Here is a 21513-nt window from a genome sequence, read left to right on the forward strand (position 1 = left end):
TGATTACGGAGAAAACAGAAGTTAGTATGTTATCTTTGCCTTTATCAAATCAATGTCTACAGGTCTATGATATTCGTTCCGTTTCTCCTGTATTCCTCACTAATTTCTATTTGCAGCTAAGTCATGGATTGTTTCCATGGCGGATATTTATTTTTAAAAACTTAAGGAAGAAGTATGACCCTTCAAAAATATTTTTACTTGGCACTTGTTAGTATTTTCATCAACCTGTTCAGTTTTAATAGCTATGCCGGATTGATCGTAAATGGGGATTTTGAAGACTCAAATGAGAGTTTAACCGGCTGGACTTTATTTACTGAAGGCAATGCCGGTTTTTTAGTGGCTAAACCGATAGCCTTTTTAACGGATAGCGGCAACGGTGCCTGGATCATTCCCCAAGGCAGCGATGCGTTAGGGTTAACCCAGCAAGTACAGTTATCTGCGGGTAATATTAATATTTCGCTGGATGCATATATTCATAAAGCCAATAGAAGCCAGAGTGATGTTGCAGGTATTGTTGAAATCATTGTTAACGGTGAAGTTATTGCCAGTAAGGACTTTGGTACTGTTGGTCTGAATGAAACCGTCAGCCATGTTTTTTCAGCAGATACCTTTATTGCCACCGATGGTTTATATGATGTTGGTTTTCGTATGCATTCCTATGGCAAAAATACCCGACTGTTTGATGACTTTACCATTACCGGTTCCTCTTCCGGTGCCAATGTGCCGCAGCCCTCATCAAGCTCAATATTTATCCTTGCCCTGATGATGCTGATATTTGCCGCTGCCAAAAGGTCTAAGCGCATATAAAGCATGAGTCGAAGCGGGTGAATTCGGGCAACTCCTTAGCTTTATAGTGACTGTCAAATTCACCCGCGGATAGTGGATTAAAAAGAAGTAAACCTCTGCAGTTGTTCATTGATCGTCGTAACCGCAGCATTAACTTCTTCCGACATCAGCAACAACTGCTGGCTATTACCCTGGTTGGCAGTGGTGTTGTCGGCGATATTCATCACATTTTGGTTGATATGCTCACTGACCGAGGTTTGTTCGCTGGCGGCGCTGGCCACTTGCTGGTTCAGGGCCTGAATACTGGTGATAGAGTCGGCAATGGCATCTATCATAGTGTTGGTTTCCTCGGCAATTTGCTCGCTGGTTTCGATGCTGAGTGTGCCTTGCTTGATGGTCTCTACCGCATTTTTCGCCCCCGATTGCAATTGCTCTATCATAGTGTTGATTTCCTGGGTTGACTCCTGAGTGCGGCTGGCAAGAGTACGTACTTCATCGGCTACCACGGCAAAGCCTCGGCCCTGTTCCCCGGCCCTTGCTGCTTCTATGGCGGCATTAAGCGCCAGTAAGTTGGTCTGTTCGGCAATACCACGGATAACATCGAGTACGCCGCTGATGTTCTGGCTGTCTTTTTCCAGGCTATTGACCACAGTACTGGCTTCATTCATGGTTTTGGCCAGTTCAGCCACCGATTGCATATTGTCATTGACCATTTTCCGGCCCTGCTCGGATTGTTCTGTGGTGGTATCGATTTGCTCCGAAGTACTGTTGGCAAGATTGGACATTTCCTGAGAGGTTGCGGTCATTTCGTTGATGGCGGTGCTTACCTGATCTGTTTCTGCCTGCTGCTGGCTGACGGAATTTTGCGACTCTATCGAAATGGCTTCCATGGTTTGGGTATTGGTGCTCAGTTGTTTGACCTGGGAGCCGATTTCTTTGAGTGAGCCTTCTAGTTGGCTGACAAACAGGTTAAAGGCCCGGGTAATGGCCCCTATTTCATCATTGGAGCTTTCGTCCAGGCGTTGGCTTAAATCGCCATTGCCCTGGGCAATATCTTTTAATGCTGCGCTGACGCTTCTCAGGCGGTTCGAAATCAGGCGGCTGAACATAAAGAACAGCAGGCTTACCGTGATGACCAGCACGGTTAAAATCATGCCGCCGATAGTGAAATTCAATGCACTGGCTTCTTTTATCTGGTTGGTGATCGGTACCTGTACCTCAAGCACGCCCCGGACATCGTTTAAGTTCCAGTCGGTTTTCGGGCTATCGGGATGGCTGTTGTGGCAGTTGACGCAACCTTGCTGCGACATGGTGTCGGCAACGGCGACGCGGACAAAAGGTTCGTCATTAATGATATCCCGGCTGACATAGACCTGATTCGGGTTGTTATTTAAGGCATTCCAGGCTTTTTGGCCAAATTCATCAAGCCGGCGACTTTTGCGCAGCGGAAAGGGATAAGGGCTATAAAGTTTGAGTGCCAAGATGCCTTTTTGGGAAAATTCATTGCTGATATCGTGGATAAAGGTGGCTGGCAATGGGATTTTACTGGCATCGTCTTTGTGGTGGAAGTGGGGCTTCAAATCTGAGCCCGCCAGTACTTTTTTCACCACGTTTTTGGTGTAATAACCGCGAATGGTTTTATATTGCCTGACCGTGCCTTCGGCTGATTCCACCGCGGCTTTTACGGCATTGCCTTCGGTAATATAAGGCACGTAAAAGAATAAGGCGATGATGACTAAGGTAAAAATTGCCACAATAGGGGCAAATAACCGGGTGCTTAACTTCTCTATATAGCTAATGGTCACCGTATTATCCTCTATCATTGCTGCAATGAGTTAAGTGTAGAAAATAACAGGCAAAATAAAAGTTTTCCCCGGATATGGGCTTGAGAGCAATTAAAGGTGTTTCCTGGTGTTAAACAGCAGGCAGAATCAGTGGAAAAGTTTGCTGGTTATGGTTGATTGTCATAAGAAGGGAGAAAGGGAAATATAATTAGCTGGGCAAGCACCCAGCTAATAGATAAAGGAAGGCTTATTGAATAAATTTAGCCTCTGTGGGATCGCAAACGACAATGGTTTCCAGCTCAGGGCTTCTGATGCCGCCTGCAACTTGAGGAGTCATGGCTGCTGGAATGGTTTTATTGTCTTTTGAAAGATTTTTGAGTTTCTTTTTATTTAATTTTAATTTCATTGTTATCTTCTTCTTTTTATGAGTTTTTCTGCAGGTGATCCTGCTTTTCCAGACTAACAGAGCAAAACTAAATGTCAACAAAGGTGAACGATTTTGTTAAATATATGGTTTGGTGGTGGCTTTTTGCTCTTTATATCCCCGGCAGGTAAAACAGCCCGGCACTTAATCCATGCTGTTAACGGAGGCTTTGCAACTGATCCCGGCTAAAATACTTCATACGATGGACCTGCCATGCACCTGTGGCCTTTTTGCACATGCCGAAGCGAAAAGTCGGCAGCATACCGGGCCAGTGGTAGCGCAAATCGCTAAACCAGACGCAGGTTTTTTCCGAGCGGCTGTTGTATGCATAAAAGACCGGATATTTGGTGAAGTCCCTAAAAGCGGTGAATTTCTCGTTTTGCCAGACTGTTTCGGCATCGGCTTGCCAGTCAGGGTTATCGGGTATAATAGGGTAACGGCGCCAGCTTATTTCCCGGGGAAATCGGTAACTGAGATAGTCTAAACCGGACCCTGATAACCTGCTGAGTTTATTACCAATAATGTCATCGGCTAATTTCAGGTAAGCTTGCTTAAAACCCGGGCCATCCGCCTTAATGAGTTGCCAGTAAAACGGGGAAAAGGGTTGGGGCACTAATATGCCGGCTTGTGAAGGTGCACTTATGCGGCTGTTTGTGGTGCTGTTCTCTGAAACGGGGAGGCGGTGATAGACAGTAGATTTAATGAGCAAAACCAGGCCGAGATAAACAAAAGGGATGAGACAAGCATATGCCCGGTAGCTTTTATCACGCCAGCGGATCAGCAAAATCAAGGCGGCTAAAATAGTCGCGGTGAAATAGATATCGACGACAAAAAGCAGATCCCAACTGATTTTTATGTCCAGTAAAGGCGAGAACCAGCGGGTACCGTAGACGGTCAGGCTGTCACTGATAATATGAGATAAAATGGCGCTCAGGCTTATCCAAAAGAGCAGTAACCTTTGTCCTGACCAGGTTTTATTTCGCTTAAAATATTGCTGCAAGACTAAGGTCAGCAGGTAGGCCCATAAGGGTGCTAAAAAAATGGAATGGCTATGGGCCCGGTGCCAGTAGGCAAGAAATGCCAGCGGATCTAAGGGAAATAACAGATAATCGATATCAGGAAAAATGGCGGCCAGGGCGCCGATCATCGCTTTTTGCTGCCAGGTGGGGGCTTGTTTCTCGTTGTGCACAGCAGAAGGTATCAGCTGGGCTGTGCCTGCGCCTATCAACATATGGGTTAAGGTATCCATATGAACTTATTTCTATTTTATTTCTGGCGGTTTGCCCGTCTGGACAGGCGGGTGATAAAGGATTCTGCCCGGGACACCTTGTTTATCAAGCGAGTCAGTAAGGCCCGTGTTGCCTGGTGCTTTTCACTGTTATCAAATAAGAAAAAGCAAAAACTGGCCAGATAGGCTTGGGTGACGGCAACTTCATCAATCACCCGGTTAACCCCGGTATAACTGCGCCCCGAAACATGCAGCAGCCATTGCACCGTCCGGCTGATGCGGGTGATGCCGTGGGCCTGCAAGTGGAAATGGCCGGGTTCTAATTTATAGGCAAGTATTTCCCGCACCAGTTTTTTATTGGGGGCCAGGCTTTCAAACCAGCACATGATGGCAGCAACCAAACCTTCATCCCCGGATACAAAATGCCCGGTAGAGCCTGCCGTTAACATGGCGTCGTCCGCCCGATTAAATAAGGCCTCGGCGATATCATCTTTGGAGCGAAAGTGGTTTTTTATCTGGGCAAGATCACAGTGCAAACTGGAGGCAAGTTCGAGCAGGCTGAAGTTTTCCCAGGAGCTAAATTGTGCCAGTTCGATGGCTTTATCGACGATTTCTTGCGGATCTGGGCACTGACTGAGCATAACAAATATCTCAAAGAAGCGGGTACCAGTATATGTTATAGCAAGCTGGCTTGATAATGCCTTATCTCACATAGATAAATAAAGTGTGCACTACCGGATAGCGGTTAGTTTTACAAGAAGGTGAAAAGTTCGGGGATTAATTTGCACAGCAATAATCATCAACTAAACTTTTCAAATCCAAGCAGTTATCTGAAACTAATTGGCGGTAAAACGTTTTGGAAAGGATTCTGGCGTTAACCCGGGGTTGTCCCGCTTAAGGCTTTAATAAGCAGGCAACCGCAGAAGAGCACGATAAGGATATCTGCAGTCACCTTCCTTTTATATTCTTCATACCAAGCGATAGCAGGGCAGACACCAAGATCCGGATGAACTAAGCATTGTACTTACACGTGGTACCCTTGCGGCGAGCACAAGGGGGAAAAGTATAGTGTGATGATTTAAAGCAGGTAAAAAGTGCCGGATGCATCAATGCTGCTTCGGTAGTTTTTATTAGGGAAATTAATAACTAGGCCATATTACGGCCCATAAGGATCCCCATGAGTTTATACCATCATCTTGATATCTCCAATGCCGAAGAATTGCTTCAGCACGGCAATTTGGTTATTCCGAAGAAGGTCCATAAAGATCAGGACTGGACACTGGAGCAGCTGCAGGAGCATTTACAGTGGGCGGTGGATATCGAGCTTTATACCATACCTTTTTATATGGCAGCCATGTACTCCATTAAAGACCAAGGCTCTGAAGCCCGTCGCTTGTTGCGCTCTGTGGTCAACCAGGAAATGCTGCATATGCAGTGCGCTGCCAATATCGCCAATGCCTACGGCACTGAGCTGGTGATCCGCGCGCCGAGTTATGGCGGCAAGGTGCCGCATCTGGATTTTGCCCTGGATACGCCGAACCCGACAGAAATTTATACTCCCTACAGTACCGCTATTGGCCCTTTGGATGTCGAGCGTATCAATACCATGTGCATTATTGAATATCCCAACTGGCAGTCCTGTGCCCGGGAAAGTAACGGTAACACAGATGAATACGGCTCTATCGGGGAGTTTTATCAGGCGGTCAGCCAGGGGGCAAGAGTGCTGGCGGAATTTATTCAGGGCAATGTCCGTCAGGTGGGACATTTTAGCGCCCTTTATCCGGGGGTTGCTTCGATGACCATCACCCAAGACGGCAAAGCCGGTTTGGCCCAGGTTGAATCTTTGATCAATTTGATTGTCGACCAGGGAGAAGGGCTGGCGGAGAAAAAGCAATATGTAGCAACCAAATACCAAAACCGGATTGATGATTTGCAACCTAGCTGGGATCATTTCGAAAAATTCAGCTACCTCAGGGAGCAGGCCCTGCCGGAAACTTACCCCCTGAGTTTTGGCAATGACCGCAGCCGGGAAGTACAGCAGATCTTGCTCAAACATTTTGGCGAGTTTCTAGTGGCCATGAATACCGTGTTCCGCGGCGGAGAGGCGCCTGATTTTGCCGCCATCATGTACAAGGTTGGAGGCGCCATCGCCGCCTGTTGGGAAAACGGCGCCTTGCCGGTCTTTTCTAAAGTCAGCACTTCATCAGGAGCACAATCATGAGCCAGTTTACCTTTAAAATTCATCCCTCTATCGGTATCGCCCGTGTTGGCAACAGCCAGGAATATTTCTTAGCGCCTGAGTCCATTGCCGCCATGCCCCAGCCGGGAAAAGACGGTGATACCACCATGGGAGGACTGCCCATTCGCCCCGGCACAGAAGATACCATCATCAAAAGCAGTGAGCTTAGGGATAAAGACGGCGCCTTTAAACGCCAGGCGGCGCGTTTTCGTATTTTTGCCTATCCGGACTCGGGGATCGATACTTATCCGGCCAAGGGCGGGCAAGAAATCACCATAGGCTCTGTGATAGACGGGCGTGAAGTAGCAGATATCGTCTGGACCGTACACTTGGCGAATAAAAAGTCCAGCTGGTTTGCCAATGATGACGACCATGGCGTGGTCGCTTATGAAAACGGCAATACCCCGACATTGCGTAATTTGCGCGAAGGTTTAGATCCCTACAATACCAGCCGCTTGCGCAGGCTGGTGATCGATGCCGGTCCGCGTGCGCTGAGCGGGATAAATGCCCGCACCTGTTTTGACACTTGCTCTGAGCCAACTCGGGGAGAGGGGGCAGACATCCTCACGGTTGCCGATTATCCCAAGTCTTTCCCCGGAATGCATTTTGATCAGTTGGAGCAGCCCCAGGGGCCGATTGAGTCTTTGGGTGAAATGAATACCGATGACAAAGGACGGCTCATTGTCGCCGGCGGGCACGGTAAAAGCGCCGGTTGGCCGCTGGATGAAAAGGATGTTCCCGTGCCTATTAATGGTCCGGTCAATAATGACCAATGGTTTGACGATACTTCCGACGGCCCTGTGTCCGCTACCCTGGTCTTTAAAGACGGCAGCACCGAGGAAACCTTCGGTGCCTGGCTGGTGGCCACCGATCCCAGTTATGCGCCGCAAACCCTGAATGTAGTGTCTCTCTACGATGAGGCTTATGATATTTTTCTGCGCAAACTGGCACTGGCGCCGGAAATTTACCGGGACGGACATTTTATTGGGGAATACCGCCCGGCCTTTGATGATCATATTAAACCTTTATTCCGCGCCACCGCGCAGCAGCTGTGGAATGCCTACCTGCCCAGCTTTGCCATTGAAGCCCATAAAGAGGTCGATGCCATCACGGCCGACGATAACCCGGATGAGACCATTATGGCGGGCTTGGCCTATGTGCGCCGACCCAATCCCGGCACCGAGGCAACCTGGAAAGGGCAATCGATTGATGTCGGTGCGCCGTTAATGCCGCTGGCGTTGGGGGATTCCAGCGCCGCCGGTGGTAAACCTTTTTTAACCCCGACCATGAGCCAATATCACTTTTTACATTGCTGGTCGAACAAGCGTTATGTCAAGCAAACCCCAACGCCTCTGGGGGCGGGTGAATACCTTGACCGTGCCAGTTTACAAAACTGTCTCGGCGGCCGCTTCAGCCCGGGTATAGACATGACCTGGATTATCCGTGAAACCAGTATGTATATTCAGGACTGGCAGCAGGGAGCCGGGCCGTTCCGTATCAAGCATAAACCCCTGGATTACCGCCATATCCAGAGCCAGGGACTGGGGCACAGGGAGCCGTTTTTAACTTTTGGCTGGATCCCCCGCCATGAAGCGGTGGAAAATTTAGGTCTGGAGCCGGGAGATGCCACTAAGTTTATGGCGCTGCCCTGGCATGCCGATTACAACTCCTGCGCCATTCATCAGACGTCGCCGAACAAACAAGACTCAGAGGCTTTGTTCTGGTCCTGGCCGGCCCAGCGTCCGGTGACGGTTTATCCTGCCGCTGATTATAACCATGAAGACAATGAACTGCCGGCGCAGCGCTATTCGGTGCGGGGCCCGGGGACTTATCCCGGGGTAAACAGTCCGGATGATAAACATGATCTCGCCAATGCCGGACGTTTCTGGGATTATCGTCAGATGCTCAGCCAGTGGCAGGACATCGGCGTCGTGGTGCAGGGCACGGTGATTGATGACGGTAAAAACTATCCCGATGATGTCTATCTGGAAGTTCAGAGCAGGCTGGAAGACGGGCCGGAAGAACTGGCGGATCCTACCCCCTGGCCTTTGTTTGGCGGCAATGATACCGCCACCCGTAAAGACAAATGAGTAGCCATCTCTATGATGTGGTGATTGTTGGCGGCGGCCCGGCAGGTTGTGCCACCGCCATTGCCCTGCATCAGCTTGGCATCACCAGGGTTGCGGTGGTTGAAGGCAGTGATTATTCCCGGGTGCGTATCGGTGAAAGTATTCCCCCCGATACCCGGGGCTTGTTTTCCCGGCTGGGGGTGTGGCAGGCGTTTGCGGGGCAAAACCACCAGCGCTGTTTAGGCAGTTATTCCTGCTGGGGCAGCGATAACCTGGGTTTTAATGACTTCCTGTTTAATCCCAGGGGGCATGGCTGGCATCTTGACCGTTTGTCTTTTGACCGTTTCCTGGCGGATGAAGTGATGTTACGCGGCATAGATTTTTTATCCGGGGCAAGGTTTCATCAGCTTAACCGTGACCGGCAGCACCATACTATTGCTTTGACTGGAGGAAAATCCGGCGAAAAACAGCAGCTGAATTGCCGTTTTGTGGTCGATGCCAGCGGTCGCTCGGCGAGTGTGGCAAGGTGTTTCGGCGCCCGGTTTAAAACCCAGGATACCCTGGTTTGTGTCGCCGGCTTTTTTCATCGCCGGGAACTGGAGACAGACCTGGCCTTGCAGCATATGACCTTGCTCGAAGCGGTAGAGCATGGCTGGTGGTACAGCGCGCACTTACCCGGAGATCGCATCATCGCCGCCTTTGCCAGTGATGCTGATATTATTTTGCAGCAGCAGCTAAAACAGCCCGAAAACTGGCATCGGGCATTGGCACAAACTCGCCACCTGAGCAAAGCATTGTCTCTTGCTAAGCTGCCTTTAAGGCTGCATACCTGGACGGCACCCTCGGCGCTGTTAAATCCTCCGGCAGGTGAAGCCTGGCTGGCGGTGGGGGATGCGGCAAGCTGTTACGATCCCATTTCTTCCCAGGGGATTTATAAGGCGCTGCTCGGAGGGCTAAATGCAGCCCCCGCCATTGCCGGCTGGTTAAAAGGGGATAGCAGGCCGCTGGAACACTACCGGCAAAGCGTCGGCGAAGTATTTATTCATTACCTTGAGCAAAGGGCGTATTTTTATCAACTGGAGCAGCGCTGGCACCAGGAGGCTTTTTGGCAAAAACGCCGGATAGCTTGCGGCATATATCAAGATGAGGCTGCTACTGCAGTGACATGAGTGACGGCTAAATAAATCGGTGATAGGTTTGCATGGAAAAAATCCTCAACTAAACTTTTTAAATCCAAGTAGTTAGTTCAAAACTATTTTGACTTTTTAGTTTGGCAGTAAAGCGTTTTGAAAGGATTCTGACGTTAATTCAAGCGGTTATTTAGTTAAAGTAACTGATTCTTGAAACAAATGATAAGGACATCAGCACTTGCTGATCTTTAGCGGTACCTCCTGGCTTGATGCCGTATTTCCTGATTATTTGTCTGTCTGGCTCCTGTCCAACTGACTTTACCGTTCACTAACTCAATGAAGCGAAGATATTACGCCGCAAGCTGGCTGTAAGGTCTCGATAAAACACGGGAGAGTATCATGACACGTATTCCATATCTGGATAATGAAATTGGCCTTAGCGGCGAGGCGCTGCAGGTTTCTGAGTATATTAAAGCGAGCCGGGGTAATGTGATCGGTGTATTTGCCTTATTGCTTAATAGCCCTAAGGTGGCGAAGCTGGTGGCAGATCTCGGTGCCTATCTGCGCTTTGATTCAATCTTGCCCCAGCGCTTAAAAGAACTCACCATCATCACCACCTTAAGCGAAAATGCCTGCCAGTTTGAGTGGTCTTTTCATCAGGAGTTTGCCCTGCAGGCAGATATCTCGGTGCACACCATGGAAGTGATCAAGTATAAAAAACCTTTGTATAAAAATGGCCAGCCCACCGAGGACAATCACGGTCTGGCCTCCGGGGACGGCGACCTGATCACTTATGTTCGTGAACTGAGCAATAATAAGCGGGTGAGTGACAAGTGCTTTAATAAGCTCAGGCAAGCGTATAGCACAGAGCAGATCACGGAGATAACCGCCTTAATTGGTTATTACACTATGGTAGCCTGCCAGCTTAACGCCTATGAATTGCCGGCGGCGCCGGGTAAACCCAGCTTGCCGGAGCCTCAATTGCCCGAGATGCGGCAAATGATGGCAGAAGAAATGCAAAATAATATGACCGAGGCATAAGCGAAGTATGCGTTAGGGCACGCATCAAGCGCGCCGTTAACTGGTCTGAACAAAAAATGGCACCGCCCGCAAGCCGGGCCAAGATATTAATTTTACAGGGAATGTATTATGTCGGCGAATTTAAACCAAACCAATATTGAAATAGACGACCCGAATTTCCAGGACGTTTTTACCAATCTGCAGGGCAATATATTAAAAGGGCATGGCCGGGATCACTCGCGCCATGTGTTTTTCCGTTTTATCGGCAACCAGGATGAAAATTGCCGCTGGGTTGAGAAGTTTGCCGCCAATATCACTTCGACCTTAGGGCAGGAGCAGCAAACCCGGCAATACAAAGCCGATGGTCGCCACCAGGTTTTTGTCAATTTGATGCTGAGTTGCTCCGGCTATCAGGCGCTGGGAATTAAGCAAAAATACTGGCCGCAGGATCTGGCCTTCCGCTCGGGTATGAAAGATTTACAGGTACGCTATGATACTGTGCCCAGGGGAGATCACCAGCCGAAAAGCAATCCGTTAAATGACGATGTCCAGCAGTGGGAGTCGGCTTTTCGCAGCGATATCGACGGTATGGTTTTACTTGCTTATGCCGGTGATTCTCAGTCTGAAACCGAGCAGTTATTGGCGGATAAAGTGGCTGAACTTAAAAATGAGTTGGCGGGTATTGCCGAAATTACCCTGGTTCAGGTCGGGCATGTGATGCGTAATGACAAAGCACAGGTTATTGAGCATTTCGGCTTTGTTGACGGGGTCAGTAATCCTAAATTCTTTTTTTCCGATCTCAATGAAGAATTTAAAAACGGCGGTTATAGCCGCAATGATGCCAGTGCTTCGCTAAATACCGTGCTGGTGAAAGATCCCGGCGGCGACAATAACAGTTACGGCACTTATGTCACTTACCGCAAATTACAGCAAAATATTAAAGGTTTTTGGAAAAAGCTGGATTTGCTGGCCAATACCTTATCTGAGCTCGGGCAGCAGAAAGTCGATGCCGAATATGCCGGTGCCTTATGTGTCGGTCGCTTTAAGGACGGCACCCCGATTTCGGAGCAGGGTAACGATGGCTGGAGCAACCTGTTTAACAACTTTAACTATGATGACGATGTCGACGGCCTGCGCTGTCCGTTTCACGCTCATACCCGAAAAACCAACCCCAGGGGAGATACCGTCCGGCAATTTAATTCTCCGCCGACCATAGAGCAAAGCCGCCGTATTGTGCGCCGGGGTATCAGTTTTGGCGACAAAAACCTGGCCCCGGACTCGGAATGGACAGAGGCGGGTTTACTCTTTATCAGTTTGCAGGCCAGCATAGTGGATCAGTTTATTTTTATGCAGCATACCTGGTGCAACAATGAAGGCTTTATCCGGGAAAAAACCGGTATCGACCCTTTGGTGGGACAATTGGCAAACGGAGATACGCCACAGCCGCAGTCCTGGCCGGGCAAATGGGGCAATGGCGCCAGTAAGGTGGACTTTGAATTTTCCGGCTTTGTCCGCAATCTCGGTGGTGAATATCTCTTTATGCCCAGTATTCATTTTTTACGTCATTTATCTACCCTTGATTAAGGAGTTATCGTGACCGATCTTAATGTTGATTCAGAAAACAACCCGGCAAGCAGCTCCGGTGATATTAAAATCTTACCCCCCGGTGTTGATGGCGCCAGCAAAGAAAACCAGGGCAAGAGTGAAACCGGGATCACAACCGCCAGGTATGTGCTCGATGCCGTTGCCCGCCAAGGGGTGCATCATGTGTTTATGGTACCCGGCGGTGTGGTGGATCCTTTTCTCGATCAATTTGGCGACCAGGAGGATGACGTCAAAGCCATAGTGGCCGCCAACGAAGCCGGGGCTGCCTATATGGCGGACGGTTATGCCCGTGCCAGCGGTTTGTTTGGCGTATGTTTGGGCATCGGCGGGCCGGGGATCGCTAACATGGTGGGACCGTTAGCCGCCGCCTACAGTGACGGCTCGCCGGTACTGACCCTGGCCGGTGAAATTCCCACCGACTGGGATGGCCGGGGAGGCTTTCAGGATGCCAGCAGCGGCGGTGTTAACGATATCGGCTTTTTATCGACCGTCACCGCTATGTCCCGGGAGATCCCTGAGGCGAAAATGGTGCCCCGGGTACTTGATCATGCCATGAGAACCATGCTCGGGCGGGAGCAAAAACCCGTGAGCCTGAGTTTTCCCAAGCAGATCCAAACCCAGGAGATCCCCCAAGGTTATGCCGGGTTTAAAGGTCTGCAGGTGGAGAATATCAGCCCCAGGGGCCTGGATATTCATGGTGCGAAAAAGCTGCTGTCGGCGTTGGAGAAAAACGGCGCCGCTAATATTGCCATTCTTGCCGGCAGTGGTGTCACTCGCTCGCAGGCAAGCGATAAGCTGCTTGAATTTGCGCAAAAATATCATATTCCGGTGGCAACTACATTAAAGGCAAAAGGGGTTTTTCCCGAAACACATCCCTTATCCCTGGGGGTATTTGGTTATGCCGGTACCAACCACGCCACCTTGGCATTATTAAACGGCGATAAAGACAATGCCGACTGCCCCAATGCCGGTATTGATGATAACCGCTTATTGCTGGTGTTGGGCTCAAGTTTAAACCAACGGGATACCATGCGCTGGGATCAGCATTTAAAACCCGAAGCGGGCATTTATCAGGTGGATGTCGATATTGCCAATTTCTCGAAAAATTTTCCGGTTGATGTCGGTATTAACGGTGACATCTGCACTTTACTGGAGTGGCTGCTGCAACCTGAGCAGGACGGGCAATTAACCCCTTTGCTTGAAGGGCGGGAGCAACGCCGGCAATGGCTGGACGCTATTAGCGCGAAGCCGCGTTATTATCAAAATGAAGACAGGCAAAGTACCGCCATCCCCATGCATCCGGCGCGCATTATTACCGAATTGCAGATCATGGCGCCGAAAAATACCGTGATTATTGCCGACTCGGGCGCACACCGGGCTTTTGCCGGGCATTACTGGCAAAGCCATGGTCCGAGGCAGTACCTGACGGCTGCGGCTATGGCGCCTATGGGCTGGGCGATCCCGGCAGGCATCGGCGCCAAGGTGGCCTGTCCGGAAAAACCCTGCGTGGTGATCACCGGCGACGGCTGTATGCTGATGAACGGCATTGAAATCCAGAGTGCGGCGAAAAATAACCTGCCTTTGATTGTACTGGTGATCAATAACAGTGCCCTGGGCAATGTCTATTTAAGGGCGAAAACCCCGATTGCCAAACAACTGACTACCTTAGCCACCCATGACTGGGTCGCCTTTTCCCGCTCCTTGGGGGGAGACGGTATTCGGGTGGAAGACCCGGGGGATTTGTCGCTGGCATTTGACCGGGCATTTTCCGCCAATGGCCCGTTTGTTATTGATGCCAGGTGCAGCCCGGATTTTGAAACGCCTATCAACCCCTGGCGCAAAGCGGTGGAACAGGCTAGTTGGTCTGAAGATTAGCTCAGAAGATTAGCGCTGAAGCGCAAGCAGAGAAAAACAAGCGCCGGGCGGTAAAGGTGCTTAAATAAGTTTACAGACAACTTAAGTTGACCAAGGGGAACCGCTTATGCCGGATGCCTTACTTGGCTGATTTTACCTAAACGATAAGGATATGGTTATGGCAAAACTTCCGTTACCCACCCGGGATGATTTGGATGTAGAGGGACAAGAAATATACGATAAATTAATCGGACCCAGGGATGGTTTATCCGGTATGTACCGGACCTTACTGAATCATCCGCAATTGGCCCGTCATGTCGGGGAATTGGGCACCTATTTGCGCTATGAGAGCGAACTGGCGGGTGATATCCGCGAGTTGGGTATTTTGGCCACCGCCAGGGCGCTGGGGGCTGCTTTTGTCTGGGAAAAACATATTGCCCCGGCAGAAAGGGCGGGATTACCTAATTCGGTTATCGCCCAGGTGCTGGAAGGGGATATCGCCAGCGCCAGCATGAAACGCCTGTATTTGTATACCTGGCAGGTGGCAGAAGATGTGGTGCACCATCGCAGCATTGCTCAGCATACCCAGGACTGTCTGGTTGATGAAATCGGCATCCAGGGATTCCTGGATTTAGTGATGGCCTGCGGCATGTACCGTATGATCTCTACCGTAGTATTTTCTTTTGACGTACCTTTACCCGAGGCAGGGGTGCCGCCGTTTTAGCTGCTTTTGCCGACAAGTCCCTTGTAAATGGCTGGGGCTTGTCGGGGGGTAAAACAATCGGGCAATAAAGATTGGCTTAGTATTTTCATAACCGATACAATTGCTTAATCAGATTTTTCCCGGTAATGACAATATTCATGATCACAGTTTCCCACCTGAGTAAATCATTTCACCTCAGCAAAGAGGCAATGAAACAACAAGATGATAAAAAAGACCCCAGGCAAGCCGGCAGGCTGTTCCAGGCTTTAAATGATGTCAGTTTTTCCTGTGATAAAGGCCAGGTATTAGGCCTGTTAGGCCCCAATGGTGCAGGAAAAACCACTACGTTACGCATATTAGCCTCGGCGCTTAAACCCGACAGCGGCGCTATTGTCATCAACGACGTCGATATCATCAAAAAGCCCCAGGAAGCCAAAAAGAAAATCGGCTTTTTATCCACAAAAACAGGCTTGTATAACCGGCTGACAGCCAAAGAAAACATCGAATATTTTGCCAAGCTTCATGGCATGAGCGAGCAGCAAATCAAGGAAGATGGCCAGGCCCTTTATCAGCAGCTTGATATTGAAGCTTATTTGCACCGGCGGGTGGAAACCCTCTCAAGCGGTATGCAGCAAAAAGTCTCTATTGCCCGCTCGGTGATCCATCAGCCGGAAGTCTTGGTGCTGGATGAGCCCACCACTGGACTGGATATTATGGCTACGGAGGCAATATTGGAGTTTATCGACAGCCAGCGCAACCTGGGACGGCCGGTGATTTTTTCCACCCATCATTTAGATGAAGTCGCCATGCTGGCGGACAAAGTGGCGATTATTGCCCAGGGCACCACCTGTTTTAGCGGCTCGCTCGAGCAGATGCAACAACGAAGCCAATGCCGGGATTTACGAAAAGCCTTTATGGCGATCTTATCAACGCGGGGCCAAGATAGCGCTCAGCAGATACACACCGGGGAGCAGTAACATGTGGCAAGTATATAAAAAAGAGTTATTAGAGCTGGTGCGCGACAGAAAAACGTTATTTTTTATGATAGCCCTGCCTTTGCTTATTTTCCCGGTGATTTTTGCCATCATGGGGGCGGTGGTGGCCAGTGCCGCCATCGAAGAAGAACAAAAAGTGCTGCGTTATGCCATTATCAACGGCGAGCAGGCAAGCCGCTTTGAAGAAAGCCTGTTTTATCACAGGGATTTTCAGCGCCAGGAAATGCCCTTGCTGCAGGATGAAGATATTTTTACCGCGATCCGCAGCGGCACACTGGATTTAGTGATCAAAGTCAATGCGCAGCATCAGGATGATTTAACCGCCGGCCAGCAAAGCCAGTGGCAGCTGTACTTTAATGACTCGTCACAATTGAACCAGGTCAAGCAAAAGGTCAACAAGGTTTTTAACCAATACCTGCAAAACCTCAGGCAAGACAAGTTCGGCGAACTCGGCATCAATGAAGAGCAGTTTAAACTGCTAATGAAGCCTGTGCTGCTTAAAACCGTGGATACCGCTGACGAGCGGGAAAACTTAGGGGAACAAATCGGCGGTCTGCTGCCGTATTTGTTGATCGTGTTATGTTTAACCGGCGCCATGTATCCCGCCATAGATTTAGGGGCGGGGGAGAAAGAGCGCGGCACGCTGGAAACCCTGTTACTGACGCCGATTTCCCGTTATGCCCTGGTCTTGGGGAAGTTTTTTACCATTATGACCACGGGTATAGTTACGGCGCTGATCACCGTATTTAGCTTGGTGATGTGGAGTTACCTTATCGGTGAGCTTGCCGATGTTGATGTTGTTGCCCGGGTCCTGGCTTCGGTGGGGTTAACCGATCTGTTATTAATGCTGCTGATGCTGATCCCGGTATCGGCAATCTTTGCCGCTATTTTACTGTCCATTTCCATTTATGCCCGTAGCTTTAAAGAAGCACAAAATTATATGGGTCCCATGTCTATGTTGGGCTTTTTTCCTGTGATGGTGGCCATGCTGCCGGGGATAAAGCTTAACTGGAGCTGGTCCCTGGTGCCTATATCCAATGTCGCGCTGGCGATCAAAGAGATATTAAAAGGCACTATAGATCACTGGATGCTGGTGTCTATCCTGGCATCAAGCTCGGTGTTTGCCCTGGCTGCGATTCTTTTTTGCGTATACATTTTCAATAAAGAATCTGTGTTGTTTCGTTGATAGTAAGTTTAATAAGATGCTGATTAGTAAGGGGGAGTTATGGCAATGGGGTTAATGGAGCAGGCGTTTGTGTTTCTCGGCGCCGGTGTGGTGACTGTGCCTATTGCCAAAAGGTTGGGACTGGGCTCAGTGCTGGGTTACCTGATCGCCGGGGTGATCATCGGCCCTTATGTGCTGGGTATAGTCGGTAGCCATCTGGAAAATGTCATGCATTTTGCCGAGTTTGGCGTGGTGATGATGTTGTTTCTGGTGGGGCTGGAGCTGCAACCGTCTATTTTATGGAAGCTCAGGGTGCCTATTGTCGGCCTTGGCGGCGCCCAGGTGGTGCTGAGCACGGCGTTGTTAACTGCAGTGGCTTTGCTATTCGGCCTGAGCTGGCAGATGGCACTGGCGGTCGGTATGATTTTGGCGCTTTCCTCAACCGCAATCGTACTGCAATTGCTCAATGAAAATGGCCTGATGAAGACCGAGCTCGGGCAGTCTTCTTTTGCCGTGTTGTTGTTTCAGGATATCGCGGTGATCCCTATGCTGGCTTTGATGCCGCTGCTGGCAATGGCAGGTGCGGCAACAACCGAACCTGCAGCGGGGCAGTTAACCGGTTATCAGCATGCCCTGCAATTGGTTGCCGTGATCGGCGGCATTATTTTAGCGGGTAAGTTTTTATTACGTCCGCTGTTTCGCATTATTGCCCAAACCAAGATGCGGGAAATTTTTACCGCCACCGCCTTATTTTTGGTGGTGGGCATTGCCCTGTTGATGGACAGCATAGGCGTTTCTGCGGCGCTGGGCACTTTCCTGGCGGGCGTGGTACTGGCGGAAAGCGAATACCGCCATGAGCTGGAAGCGGAAATTGCGCCTTTTAAAGGGCTGTTGCTGGGACTGTTTTTTATCTCGGTCGGTGCCAGTATTAATTTTGCCATTTTGCTGGCCAAGCCGGCCTTTATTATCGGCTTAGTGTTTGGCCTTATCCTCTGTAAAATGCTGGTGCTGTTTGTGCTGGGTAAACTGTTTAAGATGCAGGGCATTAACCGCTGGTTTTTCTCTTTTGCCCTGGCGCAGTCGGGGGAGTTTTGCTTTGTATTATTCACCTTTGCCAGCCAGCATCATATTTTAACGCCGGACATTACCGAGCCGCTGGTGGTGGTGGTGGCGTTATCTATGGCGGTCACTCCGCTGCTGATGATAGTGAATAACAAAGTGGTGGAGCCTTTCTTTTCAGGTGCCGATGAGCAGGAGCAGGCCGAGGCGGATCATATCGATGACGGCGATACCCCGGTGATTTTGGCGGGTATGGGACGTTTCGGTCAAATAGTATCAAGGCTGCTGATCATGAAGGGGCACCAGGTAACGGTACTTGAGCATGATGCCACCCAGGTAGAGCTGGTGCGAAAATTTGAAAATAAGGTCTTTTACGGCGATGCTTCGCGCCCGGATTTATTACATGCCGCCGGCGCAGAAACGGCTAAGCTTTTGATCGTGGCGGTGGATGAGCATGAAAAAACGCTGGAAATTGTTGAGCATGCCCGCAAGCATTATCCCCATTTAAAGATACTGGTGCGGGCGGTGGGCCGGCTTGAAGTGCATGAGCTTCAGGAAAGCGGTGCCGATATTATTGTCCGGGAAACTTTCCACTCGGCGCTAAATTTAGCCGAGCAGGCGTTAACCAGCCTGGGGGTTGAAGCTGAAGAAGCCCGGCGCTCGGCGGCTATTTTTAAAGAACATGATGAGCGCAATATTATTGCCATGGCTGAATTGTACGGTGATGAAAAAGGCTATCGCTCCCAGGCCCAGGAAAATTACCGGGCACTGGCGGCGGTGTTACAGGCGGACAGTCAGGATGCCCAGGCCTTTAATGAGCAATGTGATGAAACATCGGGAAAATGTCCCGATTGAGGGAGGGTTGAGTAATATATTCAAGTATGCCGCCTCTGCTTAAGGCGGCATTTTACCGTTGTTTTCTTTACCCTCCGTCAGGCAGAAGGTTATGAAGGTGATTTCAGCCTAACCATGAGTTATCAGCTCTAAGCGTTTGAATGACTGTAACATTCAACAGTCGCTGTGCTTGTCTGAGTCTGTGCTTTTTCGCTGTTGTGCCTGTTTGCCTTAACAAGCTCTGTGTGAATCATCATTTGTAGTGATGACTTTTCTTATCATTTTCGTTGACTTAGCTATTGATTAAATCAAAGAAGCAAAGGGTCTTGTTCTATACTTGGGATCAGAGCTTGAGCGTGGTAGGTGGACTCTTTAGTGATGATAGCTAAGAGAAGTCTTTCCGGGGGAACAGGAAAGTGTCCGTATCTGCTCATTATTTGAAACATTGGTTGAAACAACTGCCCGGTTGTTGATCTTGGTGCTTGAATAAGTAAAAAAGCTTTATATTATAGTCAGTAATAACATTTTTCTGTATAGACACTATCGCATAGTAATAGGGAATGTTACCGGTACTGTGATGAGATTATGAGTATAAAAAAAATTCTGTTCGGCTTCCTCCTGATTGCTTTCGCTTCCGTCGTAAGTGTCGCTTTTACTATCTATAAAATGCAAATCCTGACCGATAACATGTTGAATATTTTTATTCATCCTTTTCAGGTCAATAATGCGGTTGCTGAAATTTATACCGGCGTAACTGTGATGGATCGCGATTTAAAAGCGGCCATTCATGTGCATGACATGGAGCATGTAGTTGAAAATATCAGGGTGCTGAACCAAAAAATTCACCAACAGGAAGAGCGCATTGAGTATAACTTTGCCATTATTTATGAAAACTATTTGGGGGATAACCATGATATTGATAACGCCTATCATGCTTTTATCCGCTGGAAAACCCTGGCCAGGCAGTTGTCTGATCTACTCAAGGCAGGGGAAAATCGCCAGGCCAATCAGTTACACAATACGCAGGGGATTGATGCTATTGAACATTTTTACCAGCAAAATAAGGTGCTTAATGATTCTGCCGTTAAAAAAGCCAGCGAGTATCATAGCTTTTCCATAGTTAACAGCAACCAGAATACAGTAACCCTTATTTTATCCCTGACCTTGATATTTTCGGGTTTTATCACTTTTTATATCGTAAAAAACCTGTTTGCCCTCAATCAAAACTATCAGCACCAGCTATATCTGTTAGATCAAAATATCCTGACGGCAACACTGACCCGGGATAAAAAAGTCGTTGATATCAGTCGTGCCTTATGCCGGATATTAAAGCTGGACAGGGATGCCACCTTGGATACCGTTAATGATTGTTTTTTTACCGATGAGCAGCAGTTTTTGCTCTTTGAGCAGGATATTTTATCCGGTATCCCGGTAAGCCGTGAAGTTTATATTCGTGTTGCCGGGCAAAAGCTCTGGTTTCATTTAGAAGTTATTCCCGAGAGCGGTCAAGGGGAGGGGGTTGACACCTTTAATTTATTTTTTAATGACATTACCGATAAGAAGTTATTAGAAAAATTGTCGATCACCGACAATATGACCGGTCTTTATAACCGTAATTATTTCGATAGCGTTTTTCCCCGGGAGTTCAGGCGGGCGAAACGGGATGAAAAATTGTTTTCTGTGGTATTGCTCGATATCGACTTTTTTAAACAGTATAACGATACTTATGGCCATCAGGAGGGAGATAAGGCTCTGATTGCCGTGGCTAAGGTCTTAATTGATCTGGCCAAACGTTCTTCCGATTTTGCCTTCAGGGTTGGCGGAGAAGAGTTCTTGATCTTAACCAACCAAAAAGATTTTATTTCGCTGGAATTATTCGCCCTTAATATTATTCACAGCGTTGAAGCACTAAAAATTCCCCATGAACCGAGTACGGTTTCCGAGTTTTTAACGGTTTCCGCCGGGGCTATTCAGGTGTCATATAAAGAAGATATGACGCCGGATGAAGTATATAAAGCTGCTGACGAGTTGTTGTATCAAGCCAAGTCAGCAGGACGCAATGGCTTGAAGGTTAAGTCTGTAGTGTAAAGGGAAGTGATGCGCTTTAAGTGAAAGCCAGGCTCTGCTAGTTTGGCGGCATCATTTAAGTTCTCTGAAAAGATCTTACTATTTAATCATCGTCTTCGCCTGAAATCATAATAGATAACGTGGTAGAAGGATTGGACTGGGCATTACTTATCTCAGGACGGGACATAGATAAAGAAAAAGGGCTGCAAATAATTGCAGCCCTTTATAAGGTGGCTCCCCCAACTGGGCTTGAACCAGTGACACGCGCTGGGCTTATAAAGAGTACAGTCCGTCGCTCAGGTCTCTGGGCTACTGGGGATATATTTTTCCTGACAAAGAAAAAAGGCTGCAAATAATTGCAGCCTTTTATAAGGTGGCTCCCCAAACTGGGCTTGAACCAGTGACACGCGCTGGGCTTATAAAGAGTACAGTCCGTCGCTCAGGTCTCTGGGCTACTGGGGATATATTTTTCCTGGCAAAGAAAAAAGGCTGCAAATAATTGCAGCCTTTTATAAGGTGGCTCCCCAAACTGGGCTTGAACCAGTGACACG

General features: G+C 48.9%; 16 protein-coding genes and 1 tRNA gene. 12 read left to right on the plus strand and 5 right to left on the minus strand.

Annotated elements, in window-relative coordinates; genetic code table 11:
• Nucleotides 1–174 precede the first annotated feature (174 nt).
• Nucleotides 175–807, plus strand: coding sequence for a hypothetical protein (locus tag QL234_RS29930; RefSeq protein ID WP_281561390.1), 633 nt, complete (start codon nucleotides 175–177; stop codon nucleotides 805–807).
• A 77-nt stretch (nucleotides 808–884) separates the two neighbouring features.
• On the opposite strand, the gene QL234_RS29935 is transcribed toward QL234_RS29930, so the two are convergent.
• The 4 genes from QL234_RS29935 to QL234_RS29950 all read right to left on the minus strand — a co-directional run bounded on the left by QL234_RS29935 (nucleotide 885) and on the right by QL234_RS29950 (nucleotide 4863).
• A complete protein-coding gene (locus QL234_RS29935; protein ID WP_281561391.1) occupies nucleotides 885–2591 on the minus strand; it encodes a methyl-accepting chemotaxis protein in 1707 nt (568 codons plus the stop codon).
• Nucleotides 2592–2817: 226 nt separating this feature from the next.
• Nucleotides 2818–2976 (minus strand): hypothetical protein, encoded by a 159-nt coding sequence (locus QL234_RS29940; protein WP_281561392.1) that lies wholly within the window; start codon nucleotides 2974–2976, stop codon nucleotides 2818–2820.
• A 175-nt stretch (nucleotides 2977–3151) separates the two neighbouring features.
• Nucleotides 3152–4243 carry a metal-dependent hydrolase gene (locus QL234_RS29945; protein WP_281561393.1) on the minus strand — a complete coding sequence of 364 codons (1092 nt, stop codon included), beginning with the start codon at nucleotides 4241–4243 and terminating at the stop codon, nucleotides 3152–3154.
• A 17-nt stretch (nucleotides 4244–4260) separates the two neighbouring features.
• Nucleotides 4261–4863, minus strand: a complete 603-nt coding sequence (locus QL234_RS29950) for a TetR/AcrR family transcriptional regulator (protein ID WP_281561394.1) — start codon at nucleotides 4861–4863, stop codon at nucleotides 4261–4263.
• Nucleotides 4864–5399: 536 nt separating this feature from the next.
• On the opposite strand from QL234_RS29950, the gene QL234_RS29955 reads away from it, so the two are divergent.
• The 11 genes from QL234_RS29955 (at nucleotide 5400) to QL234_RS30005 (ending at nucleotide 20983) form a co-directional block, all read left to right on the plus strand.
• Nucleotides 5400–6443 carry a ferritin-like domain-containing protein gene (locus QL234_RS29955; RefSeq protein ID WP_281561395.1) on the plus strand — a complete coding sequence of 348 codons (1044 nt, stop codon included), beginning with the start codon at nucleotides 5400–5402 and terminating at the stop codon, nucleotides 6441–6443.
• Nucleotides 6440–8551, plus strand: coding sequence for a LodA/GoxA family CTQ-dependent oxidase (locus QL234_RS29960; RefSeq protein WP_281561396.1), 2112 nt, complete (start codon nucleotides 6440–6442; stop codon nucleotides 8549–8551). Before QL234_RS29955 ends, QL234_RS29960 begins: the two co-directional genes overlap by 4 nt.
• Nucleotides 8548–9699, plus strand: coding sequence for an FAD-dependent monooxygenase (locus QL234_RS29965; protein WP_281561397.1), 1152 nt, complete (start codon nucleotides 8548–8550; stop codon nucleotides 9697–9699). The genes QL234_RS29960 and QL234_RS29965 overlap by 4 nt, the downstream gene beginning before the upstream one ends.
• A gap of 360 nt (nucleotides 9700–10059) precedes the next feature.
• A complete protein-coding gene (locus tag QL234_RS29970; RefSeq protein WP_281561398.1) occupies nucleotides 10060–10701 on the plus strand; it encodes a carboxymuconolactone decarboxylase family protein in 642 nt (213 codons plus the stop codon).
• A 108-nt stretch (nucleotides 10702–10809) separates the two neighbouring features.
• The gene (locus tag QL234_RS29975) at nucleotides 10810–12264 is read left to right on the plus strand and encodes a Dyp-type peroxidase domain-containing protein (protein WP_281561399.1); all 1455 of its coding nucleotides are present in this window, start codon (nucleotides 10810–10812) and stop codon (nucleotides 12262–12264) included.
• Nucleotides 12265–12273: 9 nt separating this feature from the next.
• Nucleotides 12274–14160: a thiamine pyrophosphate-binding protein gene (locus QL234_RS29980; RefSeq protein WP_281561400.1), complete on the plus strand. Its 1887-nt coding sequence runs from the start codon at nucleotides 12274–12276 to the stop codon at nucleotides 14158–14160.
• 157 nt (nucleotides 14161–14317) lie between these two features.
• Complete coding sequence (locus QL234_RS29985) at nucleotides 14318–14863, plus strand: carboxymuconolactone decarboxylase family protein (RefSeq protein ID WP_281561401.1); 546 nt, start codon at nucleotides 14318–14320, stop codon at nucleotides 14861–14863.
• 137 nt (nucleotides 14864–15000) lie between these two features.
• Complete coding sequence (locus QL234_RS29990) at nucleotides 15001–15819, plus strand: ATP-binding cassette domain-containing protein (RefSeq protein WP_281561402.1); 819 nt, start codon at nucleotides 15001–15003, stop codon at nucleotides 15817–15819.
• 1 nt (nucleotide 15820) lies between these two features.
• Complete coding sequence (locus QL234_RS29995; protein WP_281561403.1) at nucleotides 15821–17023, plus strand: ABC transporter permease; 1203 nt, start codon at nucleotides 15821–15823, stop codon at nucleotides 17021–17023.
• 39 nt (nucleotides 17024–17062) lie between these two features.
• Nucleotides 17063–18916: a monovalent cation:proton antiporter-2 (CPA2) family protein gene (locus QL234_RS30000; RefSeq protein WP_281561404.1), complete on the plus strand. Its 1854-nt coding sequence runs from the start codon at nucleotides 17063–17065 to the stop codon at nucleotides 18914–18916.
• Nucleotides 18917–19480: 564 nt separating this feature from the next.
• The gene (locus QL234_RS30005; protein ID WP_281561405.1) at nucleotides 19481–20983 is read left to right on the plus strand and encodes a sensor domain-containing diguanylate cyclase; all 1503 of its coding nucleotides are present in this window, start codon (nucleotides 19481–19483) and stop codon (nucleotides 20981–20983) included.
• A 353-nt stretch (nucleotides 20984–21336) separates the two neighbouring features.
• On the opposite strand, the gene QL234_RS30010 is transcribed toward QL234_RS30005, so the two are convergent.
• Nucleotides 21337–21424: transfer RNA gene (locus QL234_RS30010), tRNA-OTHER, on the minus strand.
• Between the last annotated feature and the right edge of the window lie 89 nt (nucleotides 21425–21513).

The sequence above is a fragment of the Thalassomonas sp. RHCl1 genome (genome assembly GCF_947387555.1).
In the GTDB taxonomy this organism is placed as follows: domain Bacteria; phylum Pseudomonadota; class Gammaproteobacteria; order Enterobacterales; family Alteromonadaceae; genus Thalassomonas.

Bases quoted from the DNA above. Each gene is read 5' to 3' on its own strand.
- QL234_RS29930 (WP_281561390.1), top strand. From the start codon at position 175: ATGACCCTTCAAAAATATTTTTACTTGGCACTTGTTAGTATTTTCATC.
- QL234_RS29940 (WP_281561392.1), bottom strand. From the start codon at position 2,976: ATGAAATTAAAATTAAATAAAAAGAAACTCAAAAATCTTTCAAAAGAC.
- QL234_RS29945 (WP_281561393.1), bottom strand. From the start codon at position 4,243: ATGGATACCTTAACCCATATGTTGATAGGCGCAGGCACAGCCCAGCTG.
- QL234_RS29950 (WP_281561394.1), bottom strand. From the start codon at position 4,863: ATGCTCAGTCAGTGCCCAGATCCGCAAGAAATCGTCGATAAAGCCATC.
- QL234_RS29955 (WP_281561395.1), top strand. From the start codon at position 5,400: ATGAGTTTATACCATCATCTTGATATCTCCAATGCCGAAGAATTGCTT.
- QL234_RS29960 (WP_281561396.1), top strand. From the start codon at position 6,440: ATGAGCCAGTTTACCTTTAAAATTCATCCCTCTATCGGTATCGCCCGT.
- QL234_RS29965 (WP_281561397.1), top strand. From the start codon at position 8,548: ATGAGTAGCCATCTCTATGATGTGGTGATTGTTGGCGGCGGCCCGGCA.
- QL234_RS29970 (WP_281561398.1), top strand. From the start codon at position 10,060: ATGACACGTATTCCATATCTGGATAATGAAATTGGCCTTAGCGGCGAG.
- QL234_RS29975 (WP_281561399.1), top strand. From the start codon at position 10,810: ATGTCGGCGAATTTAAACCAAACCAATATTGAAATAGACGACCCGAAT.
- QL234_RS29985 (WP_281561401.1), top strand. From the start codon at position 14,318: ATGGCAAAACTTCCGTTACCCACCCGGGATGATTTGGATGTAGAGGGA.
- QL234_RS29990 (WP_281561402.1), top strand. From the start codon at position 15,001: ATGATCACAGTTTCCCACCTGAGTAAATCATTTCACCTCAGCAAAGAG.
- QL234_RS29995 (WP_281561403.1), top strand. From the start codon at position 15,821: ATGTGGCAAGTATATAAAAAAGAGTTATTAGAGCTGGTGCGCGACAGA.
- QL234_RS30000 (WP_281561404.1), top strand. From the start codon at position 17,063: ATGGCAATGGGGTTAATGGAGCAGGCGTTTGTGTTTCTCGGCGCCGGT.
- QL234_RS30005 (WP_281561405.1), top strand. From the start codon at position 19,481: ATGAGTATAAAAAAAATTCTGTTCGGCTTCCTCCTGATTGCTTTCGCT.